The sequence below is a fragment of the Streptomyces sp. NPDC048521 genome (genome assembly GCF_043199855.1).
Classification (GTDB): Bacteria; Actinomycetota; Actinomycetes; order Streptomycetales; family Streptomycetaceae; genus Streptomyces.
In genome coordinates, this window is record NZ_JBICWR010000021.1 from 40,600 (window position 1) to 51,845 (window position 11,246).

Genomic DNA, 11,246 nt, shown 5'->3' on the forward strand with positions numbered 1-11,246 from the left:
CCTCCGGATGTCAATAAGTAACCTCATCGAGTGAGGCGCGTAAATTTTTGACGTGCGGGCGGGGCGTGGTTACTGTGGCGCCACCCACCCAGGAGGAGCGGTCCATGGCCGGCCAGAAACCACCCCGCACCCCGGCCCGGCCGGCGGACGAGTCTCCCGCCGGCACGCTGGCCCGCATCCGCGCCGAACTGCCCGCCATGGCACCGTCGGAACGGCGGGTGGCCGATGTCGTCCTCGCCGATCCGGCGCAGGCGTCGGAGCTGTCCATCAGCGCGCTCGGCAAGCGGGCCGACACCTCGGTGGCCACGGTCATGCGCTTCTGTCGCACGATAGGCATCACCAACTACCCCCAGCTGCGCCTCGCACTGGCCGCGGCCGCGGCCCGCGAGCACGCCCTCGACGGCGAGCGCCCGATACCGAGCACCGACATCAGCGCCACCGACACGCTGAGCGAGATCGTCCACAAGATCGTCTACAACGAGGTCCGTGCCCTGGAGGACTCCGGGTCCGGGCTCGACATCGACGTCCTGGGCCGCGCGGTGGACGCCGTGGCCGCGGCGCGCAGGATCGACATCTTCGGCGTCGGCGCCAGCGCCTTCGTCGGCCAGGACCTGCACCAGAAACTGCACCGCATCGGCCACATGGCGTTCATCTGGACCGACCGGCACGCCGCCCTCACCGCAACCGCCCTGCTCGGACCCGGCGACGTCGCCCTGGCCATCTCCCACTCCGGAGAGACCGAGGACACCGTCGAGCCGCTCCAGGCCGCCGCCGAACGCGGCGCCACCACCATCGCCCTCACCAACGTCCCCCGCTCCGCGCTGGCCAGGAGCGCGGACCTCGTACTGACCACCTGCGCCCGCGAAACACCCTTCCGCTCCGGTGCGACGGTCAGCCGCATCGCCCAACTCGCCGTTGTCGACTGCCTGTTCGTCGGCGTCGCCCAGCGCGGCTTCGACGCCGCGACCGCGGCGCTCCACGAGACCTACCAGGCCGTCCAGCGCCGCAGACCCCCACAGTCACCACGGCGCGCGCCGACCGGTGACTGACGGCAGCCCCGCCTCCGTACGGCCTGACGCCCGCGCAGCCCTGACTTCCCCGACCGCCTGACACCCGCACAACCCTGACGCCCGCGCAGACTCCCCGCGCCGCCCGAGACCTAGCGCACCGCCCCCGCTTCTCCGCACCGCCCGAGACCTACCGCACCGCCCAGGAAAGGAACAGCGCCGTGGACCTCAGCACTCTCGGCACCGAGACCCGCAACGAGCGGACCGCCGACCTGGACCGCATGCCGGTCCGCGAACTGCTGTCGGTCATGAACGACGAGGACCGGACCGTCGCGCTGGCGGTACGCGACGCCCTCACGGACATCGAAGCCGCCGTCGAGGCCATCACCGAGTCGCTACGGCAGGGCGGACGGCTGATCTACCTCGGCGCCGGCACCAGCGGCCGCATCGGCCTGCTCGACGCCGTCGAGTGCCCCCCGACCTTCGGCACCGCACCGGAACAGGTGGTGGGCCTGCTCTCCGGCGGCCCGGGCGCCTTCGTCGTCGCGGTCGAGGGCGCCGAGGACGAACCCGCCAGGGCCGCCGCCGATCTGGACGAGATCGGCGTGAACGACCGGGACACGGTCGTCGGGCTCGCCGCCAGCGGCCGTACCCCCTACGTCGTCGGCGGCCTGCGGCACGCCGCCGCCAAGGGTGCGGCGACGGTGTCGGTCGCCTGCAACCGCGACGCGGTGGTCAGCCGCTACGCCGACATCCCCATCGAGGTCCCCACCGGGCCGGAGATCCTCACCGGGTCGACCCGGCTGAAGGGCGGCACCGCCGAGAAGATGGTCTGCAACATGCTCTCGACCGCCTCCATGGTGCGCCTGGGCAAGGTCTACGGGAACCTCATGGTCGACGTCCGGGCCAGCAACGAGAAGCTGCTCGACCGCGCCCGCCGCATGGTCGTCGAGGCGACCGGCACCGACCCCGACACCGCCGCCGAGGCGCTGCGGGCGGCCGACGGCCATGCCAAGACCGCCATCGTCATGCTCCTCGCCCACTGCACCGCCCAGGAGGCCGCCCAGCGCCTCGAAAAGGCCGACGGTGACACCCGAACGGCCATCGACCGCCCCTGACCGCCCCCTGCGGCCCGGCCTCCGCCAGCCCAAGGCCCGGCGATCCGGCGACGGTGACCGTGCCGCACGGCGGTCTTCTCTCCGCCCGCCGTCGACGCTAGGGTCCTTCCCTGCACGATCCGCTCTTCGCTCTCGATTCCTAGCTCTCGATTCCTCGATCTCAGCACTCAACATTTCTGCCGGCGCTGGAGCCGACGCCGACCGGGACTTCGATTCCGTCCCGTCCGCGTCACCATGGACGACTCCTGGCGGCGGGAGGCGGTGCCCGCGACGGGCGTCCTTCTCCCGGACCGCCCCACCGCGCAGCGGAAGGTTCACGTTGACACCGCGGCACTGGTTCCGCCGTACCGCACCGCATTTCTTCCGTACGGCACGGAAGTCTCGCGCTACCGCACCGGCTCGGGCGGGAACCGCCTCCTACCGTTCAGCCCTGCGGACCCCCGGCGCGGCGGCCTTCTTCCTGGCCGCGGCTCCCGCCCGGGTCGGGGTGGCCATGGCCGGCCTCGGCATCGTCTGGCTGGTCCATGCCGAGACCGGGTCCTTCGGGGTGGCCGGCCTGGTCACCGGCTCGTTCGCCGTGGCGGAGACCCTGGTGGGCCCGCAGACGGCCCGCCTCATGGACCGTCTCGGACAGCCGCGCGTCCTCGTACCCCTCCTGTGCGCCCACGCCGGAGCGATCGCCGCCCTGGTCGCGCTGGTCCTGGCCGGGGCGCCCACGGTGCCGCTGATGGCCGCCGGCGTCGCCGCCGGGGCGACCATCCCGCAGTTCGGCGCGCTCTCCGCGGCCCGCTGGTCGGCCTTGCTGCACGGCAGGGCCGAACTCACCCCGGCCTTCGCACTCGAGACGATCAGCAACGATGCGGCCTTCCTCCTCGGTCCCGCCCTCGCAGCGCTGACGGCAACCGAGTTGCACCCGGCCGCGGGTACGGTGCTGGCCGGGGCGCTCGTCCTCGGCGCCGGACTGGTCTTCGCGGCGCTACGTCGTACGGCCCCGGCGCCCGCCGCGACGCCCGCCCCGGATCGTACGGCCGCCCGGGGTCCGGGGACTCTCTGGACCCGGAACTTCGCCACCCTGCTGGCGGTCAATCTGGCCCTGGGCGTCTTCTTCGGCTCGATGCAGGTCTCGGTGAGCGCCTTCGCCGACGTCCACCACGCCGCCGCGACAGCAGGATTCCTGTACGGACTGATGAGCGCGGCAAGCCTGCTGGCCGGCCTGGTCTACGGGCGACACCGCCCGCACACCCCGCCCGCGGCCCAACTGCCCCTGATCCTGGCCTTTCTGGCCTGCGCATCGCTGCTGCCGCTCCTGGCCGGCGCCCCCTGGCAGCTCGGTCTCGCCCTCCTGCTCCCCGGTGCGGGCGTCGCCCCGTGCATCATCGTCTCCTCGACGCTTGTCGAGTCGGTCATGGAGCGGTCGGTCCTGACCCAGGCCTTCACCTGGACGAATTCCGCGAGCGCGGCGGGCATCGCCGTCTCCGCCGCCGCGGTCGGCCGACTCGTCGACGGCCCGGGCGGCACCCGAGCCGGCTTCACCGTCCCCTTCCTCGCCCTGACCGCGACGGCAGCCCTGACCTGGTCCAGCCGCCACGCCCTCACGACGCCCCCCACAGCCCCAGGCAGCCACCGGCAAAGCCCGGCCCGAGGCCGCCACCCCCTGACCGACCCTCACGTGGAACCTGATGGTGAAACCAGCCAAGGCTGACGCGTCGACACCGCCTCCACGGCTTGCGAACAATGCCATCCGTTCCCCCTGATGTCGTTGTGGAGGGAGGACCTTCCGCGCCCGCCTGCACAGCCGCGGGATCAAGACCCGCGCTGGTCGCGGACCCGAAGGCGTTCCTGACCTGCAACCACGACGCACCTGGCCGATCCGAAGTGGGCGGACAGGCACGCCGACGCGGACCCCCGGGCGCTGTCGCCGCTGCGGTCGGCCGGTGGCTGCCGCCTCGCTCGGTTTCGGTTCAGTCGTGGTGTGGGGGCGGCGGGACTGACTCTCGTGTCGAGGCAGCCGGGTTGTGTCCGGGGGTGCTTTGGCTGGCAGCCCAGGAGGCTAGGAGGGCCAGGCCGTCCTGCGAGGCGGATCCGGGTTCGGCGGTGTAGGTGATCATCGTCAGGCCGGGTTCGGCTGCCAGATGCATGAGGTCGTAGCGCAGGTCGAGGGGGCCGACGAGGGGGTGCTGGAAGCGTTTGGTGCCGCGACCGTAGGCACGTACGTCGTGGCGGGCCCAGAGCTGGCGGAAGGTGTCGCTGCGGGTGGACAGCTCCCCGATGAGGTCGGTGAGATGGCGGTCGTAGGGGGTGGCGCCGGCGGCGGCGCGCAGGTGCGCGACGAGGTCGTCGGCGACGCGGTGCCAGTCACGCCAGAACTGCTCGGCCTGGGGGGCGAGGAAGGTGAACCGGGCGAGATTCGGCCGCTCGCTGCCGTCGGTGTACAGCTCGCTGTACAGGGCGCGGGCGAGGGCATTGGTGGCGACCACGTCGAGGGTGGGGCTGCGCACCAGGGCGGGGACGCCGACGAGGGCGTCGAGGACGCTCTGCAGCTGCGGGGCGATCGCCGCGGGCGGGTTACGCCGGGGGCGGGACGGAGCCGCGTGGCTCTGCCCGGCGCGGGCGAGGGCGATCAGGTGGGCCTGTTCGGTCTCGTCGAGCTGCAGCGCGCGGGAGATGGCGGTCACGACGCTGTCGGAGGCATGGGTGAGCGCGCCGCGCTCCAGGCGGATGTAGTAGTCGACGCTGAGCCCGGCCAGGGCGGCGACCTCTTCGCGGCGCAGCCCGGGCACGCGCCGCTTGCGCCCGGCCACGGGCAGCCCGACCGACTGGGGGCTGATCCGTGCCCTGCGGGAGGCGAGGAATTCCTGGATCTGGCGGCGATGGTCCATGTCTTCCACGGTAGGCACCCCCGTTCGAGGTTAAGGAGGACTTGCCAGTACCCCCTTCAACGCGTCCTGCCGCACCGCGCGCGATGTTGGTTGCCTGGATGCCATGACGAACAAGACCACGCCTGCAGCCCCGGCCCGGGTAGCTGCGGCTCCCGCCTCCGCTCCTGGCTCGCGCGGCATGAACGGGCCGTTGACGCTGCTGTTCGCGCTGGCCGGTGGTGCCGCGGTCGGCAACCTGTACTGGGCCCAGCCACTGCTGAACACGATCGCCGGCTCGCTGCACATCAGCCCCGGCTCGGCCGGGCTGTTGGTCACCCTGACGCAGATCGGCTACGCGATCGGTGCGTTCTTGGTGGTGCCGCTGGGTGACCGGCTCAACCGGAGCCGGCTCATCCCGGTGATCATGCTGGCGTCGGCCCTCGCCCTGGCGGCCAGCGCCGTCGCTCCGGGCTTCACGGCGCTGCTGGTGACCTTCGCACTGGTGGGGGTGACGACGGTGGCCGGGCAGCTGCTGATCCCGCTGGCGGGCGATCTGGCTCGCGATGACCAGCGTGGCCGAGTCGTGGGCACCGTCGCGTCCGGGATCCTGATCGGCATTCTCGTCTCCAGGGCGATCAGCGGCGTGGTCGCCGACGCGTTCGGCTGGCGCACCATCTACTGGGCGGCCGCCGCCCTCATGGTTGTTCTCGCCGCGGGCCTGGCCCGCGTGCTGCCAGCGATGCCGTCGCGGACCTCCACCAGCTACCCGGCCCTGCTGGCATCGGTGATCACCACCGTGCGGCGCCACCGGCCGGTGCAGGTCACGCTGGTCCTGGGGGCCGTCGCGATGATGGTGTTCACCCTGTTCTGGACCGCCCTGACCTTCCTGCTCAGCGCCACCCCCTTCGACTGGTCGGCCACCCAGATCGGTCTGATCAGCCTCGTCGGCCTGGCCGGCGCCCTGGTCGCCCAGCGGGCCGGCCGTCTGCACGACCGCGGCTGGTCGGTGCCGGCCACCGGCGCGGGACTCCTGCTGGCCCTGGCCTCAGTCGTGCTCGGCGCCGCCGGCGCCCACTCGATCGTCATCGTCCTGATCGTGGTCCTGTTGCTGAACACCGCGATCCAGGCGGTCAACGTCCTCAACCAGACCCGGCTGATGAGCATCGAGCCCCAGAGCCGCAGCCGGCTGAACACCGCCTTCGTCACCTGCAACTTCATCGGCGGCACCATCGGCTCCGCGCTGGCGGCCGCCCTCTGGCAGACCGGCGGATGGGTCCTGGTGATGGGCGGCGCTGCCGTCCTGTTCGTCGTCGCGCTGATCGTCTGGGCGGTTGCGCGACGGAGCCTGTCGGTCGCCTGACGCTTCCCCCACGACCCGGCCATGTGCCGCAGATCAGCAAAGCCCCACAGAACGCCCACCTGCGAGCAGGGCACCTCTCTGCCTGGCGTTCTCCTGAGAAAGGACCACCATGGCCCTCGGAACCGCAATCATTGTCGGCGTCGGACCCGGCCTCGGCCTGGCGCTCACCCGCACGTTCGCCGATGCCGGGTACCCGGTCCCGCTCCACACGCCGGCGTTGTGGATGACCGCATCCAGCGGCTCGGCGTCGTTCAGTTCGGCGGTGATACGCCGTACGGCGACACGGTCGGTGAAGTCGCCGACCACCAGGTGCGCCCCGCGGCCGACCAGCGTGTCGAGACCTGCTGCACGCTCGGGGCTGCGGGCGTGGACGATGACGTCGTGTCCTGCGGACAGCAGGGATTCGGCCGCGGCGCGTCCGAGACCGTCCGCGGAACCGGTCACCAGGATCCGGCTCACGAGCGCACCCCCTGTCCAAGTTTGCTTCTCCCATCTGGCTGTTCCTTCCCTTCGTCGCTGCCCGCGGGGTCCGGTCGGGCTTCGCTGGAGCGCCTTGTGCCGCCGGGCGTGAAATCGCCCGGCGGCACAAGGCGCAGTTGGCGGGATTGGTGAAGACCTGCTTGGCGACCGTGATCGCGGTCATGGCCTTGGGCCCGCCGGCGTAGAAGGCGAGCTACTTGTCACTTCACCGTAGCTTCGCGAAAACAGGGCCCAGACGGGCTGGGCCGGAATCGCGTTCGCGAGGGTCTGGTCAGGGGTGGGAGGCATCCTGGTGGGTTTCGTCCGGGCTGGTGGCGGCCCAGGATGCGAGCAGGCGTAGCGCGTCGTGGTGGGGTGTGCCTGGTTCGGCGCTGTAGGCGGTCAGCGTGAGGCCGGGGTGGGCGGGCAGTTCCATGGCGTCGAAGTCGAGGGTGATCTCGCCGATGGCTGGGTGGCGGAAGGACTTACGGCCGGTGTGGTGCAGGCGCACGTTGTGTTTGGCCCAGGCCGCGCGGAACTCGTCGCTGCGGGTGACGAGTTCGCCGATCAGCCCGGTCAGTTCGGCATCGCCCGGGGCTCGGCCGGCTTCGGTGCGCAGCAGGGACACGGTGGTGTGGACGGAGGCGTTCCAGTCGGGGAAGAAGTCGCGGCTGGTGGGGTCGAGGAACTGGAAGCGGGCGATGTTGACCGGGCGGGCCGAGCCGGTGAACAGGGGGGCGTAGAGGGCCCGCCCGAGCGGGTTGACGGCGAGGATGTCGAGACGGCCGTTGCGGATGAAGGCCGGGGCGTCGGCCATGGAGTCCAGAACGCGGGTGAGGCTGGCCGTGACGGGCGTTTTGGTCTTGCGGGCGGCGCGGCGCGGTGGGCGGTGACGCTGGGCGGTGGCCAGATCGTGCAGGTGGGCGTGTTCGGCCTCGTCGAGCTGGAGGGCGCGGCTGAGAGCGTCGAGGACCTCCTCGGAGGCGCCGGCGAGCTGGCCGCGCTCCAGGCGGGCGTAGTAGTCGATGCTGACACCGGCGAGCATGGCGACTTCCTCGCGGCGCAGCCCGGGCACTCTGCGGTTCGCGCCGCCGAAGGCCGGCAGCCCGGCCTGCTGCGGGGTGATCTTCGCGCGGCGGGTGGCGAGGAACTCTCGGATCTCGTGGGCGGTGTCCATGCCGTCCAGGCTAGGCCGGGTGGCACAGCCCTGGGGGGTCCTGTCAGTACCTGTAACAGCAGTGCCTTCCGTACGGCTGTGAGCTGCGGTTTCCTCGATGGTGGCAGCGGATGCGGTCCGGTACGCAAGGGGTGGGAACCCGCTTGCGGATGCTGTCCGGCCCGGTGCGGCCGACAGTGAGCAACGCCGCATCCATGATCGAACCATCGCAGGGAGTGACCCCAATGGCGAAGCAGTCCGCGCCGCAGGAGCTGGCCGGTATCGCGCCGAAGCTCGTCGAGATCACCGACAACGTGCTGTTCGCGGATGTCTGGGAACGGCCCGGGCTCTCCCCGCGAGACCGCAGCCTGGTCACGGTCAGCGCGCTGGCCGCTCTGTACCGCAGCGAGCAGCTGCCCTACCACCTGGGCGTTGCCCTGGACAACGGGCTGAGTGTGGAGGAGCTGTCGGAGGCGATCACGCACCTGGCCTTCTACGCCGGATGGCCTAACGCCATGACTGCGATCACCCAGCTGAAGGAGATCGCGGACGAGCGTTCCGCCTGATCACGGCACGTGCAGCGCAACGATGCCCCGCACGGTCAGCGGGGCGGATCGAATCCAAGGAAAGAACGAGATGGCTGTCAACGATTTTGATCAGATTTTCCCCCTGGGGGAGAAGAACGACGCCTTCGCGCAGTACTTCATCGGCCAGAGCTACCTGGCTCCGCTCGCTTCGGGGAGCGTTCCGGTCAGCAACGTCTCCTTCGAGCCGGGCTGCCGCAACAACTGGCACATCCACCACGGCACGGGCGGCGGCGGTGACCAGATCCTGCTGTGCACGGCGGGCAGCGGCTGGTACCAGGCCGAGGGCGAGGACCCCGTCAGCATGGAGCCGGGAACGGTCGTCCGCGTTCCGGCGGGCACGAAGCACTGGCACGGCGCGAAAGCCGACTCGTGGTTCTCCCACGTCGCCTTCATCACGCCGGGCGAGGGCGTCAGCAACGAGTGGCTCGAGCCGGTCACCGACGAGGTGTACGGGCAGCTGAAGAAGAACGGAGCACACGCATGACCGTCCTGGACGAGACCTACACGCTGGCAGGCGGCGTCGAGATTCCCAAGCTGGGGCTCGGCACCTGGTTCATCGACGACGACAAGGCGGCCGACGCGGTCCGCGCGGCCGTGGAGATCGGCTACCGGAACATCGACACCGCCCAGGCGTACGGCAACGAGCGCGGTGTCGGCGAGGGCGTGCGCACATCGGGGGTGCCCCGTGACGAGCTGTTCGTCTCGACCAAGCTCGCTGCGGAGATCAAGGACTACGATCAGGCGCTGGCTGCGATCGACGGCTCTCTTGAGAAGCTGGGCCTGGACCACGTCGACCTGATGCTGATCCACAGCCCGCAGCCGTGGGACGACTTTCGCGGCGGCGACTACGCCCAGGGCAACCGCGAGGCATGGCGTGCCCTGGAGGAGGCCCATCAGGCCGGCAAGATCCGGTCCATCGGCGTCTCCAACTTCCAGCAGCACGACCTGGAGAACATCCTGCAGGGCGCGACCATCGCCCCGCACGTGAACCAGCTGCTCGTGCACGCGGGCAACACCCCCTCCGAGCTGCTGGCCTACTGCGAGAGCAAGCAGATCCTCGTCGAGGCGTACTCGCCGATCGCCCACGGCGCGATCCTGAACAACGCCGAGGTCCAGGAGATGGCGCAGAAGTACGGCGTGTCCGTCCCGCAGCTGTGCATCCGCTACACCCTGCAGCTGGGCACCGTGTCGCTGCCCAAGACGGCGAACCCCGACCACATGCGGTCCAACGCCCAGGTCGACTTCGAGATCTCCGACAAGGACATGGACGCCCTGCGGGGCCTGCGCGACGTGGACTACGGCGAGCACAGCGCCTTCCCCGTCTACAGCGGCAAGTGACGCCGGACGAGCGCCACCTCGCGCCGGCACGGGTCGGCCCTGATGCACCGGGCCGGATGCGTCCGCGCCGCCGGCGTCAACGCCGAGGCGACGTTCACTGACGCGTCGGGTCGACCCGTGCGCCGCACGGTGCGGCCCCGCCCCCTTGCAGGGGGCCGGGACGTCGGTTCTGACTGAAGAAAGGCACCACCATCATGCGCGGAGCGATTCTGCACGCACCGGGCGACGTCCGCTTCGAGGAGCGCGACGACCCCAAGATCATCGATGCCACCGATGCGGTCATCCGCACGACGGCGACCTGCGTGTGCGGGTCGGACCTGTGGGACTACCGCGGCATCAACCCGGTCGAGCAGCCCACCCCGTTCGGGCACGAGTACGTCGGCATCGTCGAGGAAGTCGGCGACGGGGTGAAGAACATCAAGCCGGGCCAGTTCGTCGTCGGCTCCTTCTTCGCCTCCGACAACACCTGCCCGAACTGCCGCAACGGCTACCAGAGCAACTGCCTGCACCGCGAGTTCGTCGGCGCCGGCGGCTGCCAGGCCGAGAAGATCCGTATCCCGCTGGCCGACGGCACCCTGGTCGCCACCCCCGAGGTGCCCGACGAGAAGTACATCCCCAGCCTGCTGGCCTGCTCGGATGTGATGGGCACCGGCTGGTACGCGGCCAAGGCCGCCGACGTCGGCCCCGGCGACACCGTCGCGGTCGTCGGTGACGGCGCGGTCGGCCTGTGCGCCGTCATCGCCGCCAAGGAACTCGGCGCCAAGCGGATCATCGCCATGTCACGGCACGAGTCCCGCCAGAAGCTGGCCCGCGAGTTCGGCGCGACCGACATCGTCGCCGAGCGCGGCGACGAGGGCGTCGCCCGCATCAAGGAGATGACCGGCGGCATCGGCGCCGACCGTGTCCTGGAGTGCGTGGGCAACGAGCAGTCGATGCAGCAGGCCCTGAACTCCACCCGCCCCGGCGGCAACGTCGGCTTCGTCGGCGTCCCGCACGGTGTCTCCCTCGACGGTGAGCAGCTGTTCTACTCCCATGTCGGCCTGCGCGGCGGCCCGGCCCCCGTTCGCGACTACCTTCCCCATCTGATCGACCTGGTTCTGTCCGGACGCATCAACCCGGGCAAGGTCTTCGACCTGGAACTGCCCTTGGACCAGGTGGCCGAGGGCTACAAGGCGATGGACGAGCGCCGCGCCATCAAGACCCTGCTCAAGCCCTGACCCGTAGCACTGCCGGGGGGGGGGGGGGGGGGGGGGGGGGGGGGGGGGGGGGGGGGGGGCGGCGCGCCGGGCCGCGCGGGGGGGGGCGCGCCGGCCCAACCCGGGCCGGGGGCGGGCGGGGGGCGGAGGCGGGGGAGCGGGTCGCG

General features: G+C 71.1%; 11 protein-coding genes. 8 read left to right on the top strand and 3 right to left on the bottom strand.

Translation table 11 applies throughout. The features are described from left to right. Nucleotides 1-104 precede the first annotated feature (104 nt). From ACGFRF_RS34800 to ACGFRF_RS34810, 3 genes are all read left to right on the top strand, one after another. Nucleotides 105-1,049, top strand: a complete 945-nt coding sequence (locus tag ACGFRF_RS34800) for a MurR/RpiR family transcriptional regulator (RefSeq protein ID WP_393746924.1) — start codon at nucleotides 105-107, stop codon at nucleotides 1,047-1,049. 179 nt (nucleotides 1,050-1,228) lie between these two features. Beyond that, nucleotides 1,229-2,125 carry an N-acetylmuramic acid 6-phosphate etherase gene (murQ, locus tag ACGFRF_RS34805; protein WP_393746926.1) on the top strand — a complete coding sequence of 299 codons (897 nt, stop codon included), beginning with the start codon at nucleotides 1,229-1,231 and terminating at the stop codon, nucleotides 2,123-2,125. Between the two features lie 460 nt (nucleotides 2,126-2,585). Further along, nucleotides 2,586-3,827, top strand: coding sequence for an MFS transporter (locus tag ACGFRF_RS34810; RefSeq protein ID WP_393747094.1), 1,242 nt, complete (start codon nucleotides 2,586-2,588; stop codon nucleotides 3,825-3,827). A 259-nt stretch (nucleotides 3,828-4,086) separates the two neighbouring features. Here the strand turns inward: ACGFRF_RS34810 and ACGFRF_RS34815 are convergent, their stop codons facing one another. Then, nucleotides 4,087-5,004, bottom strand: coding sequence for a helix-turn-helix transcriptional regulator (locus ACGFRF_RS34815; protein WP_393746928.1), 918 nt, complete (start codon nucleotides 5,002-5,004; stop codon nucleotides 4,087-4,089). A gap of 103 nt (nucleotides 5,005-5,107) precedes the next feature. On the opposite strand from ACGFRF_RS34815, the gene ACGFRF_RS34820 reads away from it, so the two are divergent. Further along, a complete protein-coding gene (locus ACGFRF_RS34820) occupies nucleotides 5,108-6,343 on the top strand; it encodes an MFS transporter (protein ID WP_393746930.1) in 1,236 nt (411 codons plus the stop codon). A gap of 33 nt (nucleotides 6,344-6,376) precedes the next feature. Here the strand turns inward: ACGFRF_RS34820 and ACGFRF_RS34825 are convergent, their stop codons facing one another. Together ACGFRF_RS34825 and ACGFRF_RS34830 are read right to left on the bottom strand one after the other, a co-directional pair. Continuing rightward, nucleotides 6,377-6,802: an SDR family NAD(P)-dependent oxidoreductase gene (locus ACGFRF_RS34825; RefSeq protein ID WP_393746932.1), complete on the bottom strand. Its 426-nt coding sequence runs from the start codon at nucleotides 6,800-6,802 to the stop codon at nucleotides 6,377-6,379. A 292-nt stretch (nucleotides 6,803-7,094) separates the two neighbouring features. Beyond that, nucleotides 7,095-7,979, bottom strand: a complete 885-nt coding sequence (locus ACGFRF_RS34830; protein WP_393746933.1) for a helix-turn-helix transcriptional regulator — start codon at nucleotides 7,977-7,979, stop codon at nucleotides 7,095-7,097. Nucleotides 7,980-8,203: 224 nt separating this feature from the next. Between ACGFRF_RS34830 and ACGFRF_RS34835 the strand changes: the two genes are divergently transcribed. From ACGFRF_RS34835 to ACGFRF_RS34850, 4 genes are all read left to right on the top strand, one after another. Then, entirely contained in the window at nucleotides 8,204-8,524 is a 321-nt protein-coding gene (locus ACGFRF_RS34835; protein WP_393746935.1) for a carboxymuconolactone decarboxylase family protein, read from the top strand. A gap of 70 nt (nucleotides 8,525-8,594) precedes the next feature. After that, a complete protein-coding gene (locus ACGFRF_RS34840; RefSeq protein ID WP_393746937.1) occupies nucleotides 8,595-9,029 on the top strand; it encodes a cupin domain-containing protein in 435 nt (144 codons plus the stop codon). Continuing rightward, on the top strand, nucleotides 9,026-9,883 hold the full coding sequence (locus tag ACGFRF_RS34845; protein WP_393746939.1) for an aldo/keto reductase: 858 nt from the start codon (nucleotides 9,026-9,028) through the stop codon (nucleotides 9,881-9,883). Before ACGFRF_RS34840 ends, ACGFRF_RS34845 begins: the two co-directional genes overlap by 4 nt. Nucleotides 9,884-10,077: 194 nt before the next feature. Beyond that, nucleotides 10,078-11,100 (top strand): zinc-dependent alcohol dehydrogenase family protein, encoded by a 1,023-nt coding sequence (locus tag ACGFRF_RS34850; protein WP_393746941.1) that lies wholly within the window; start codon nucleotides 10,078-10,080, stop codon nucleotides 11,098-11,100. Nucleotides 11,101-11,246 lie beyond the last annotated feature (146 nt).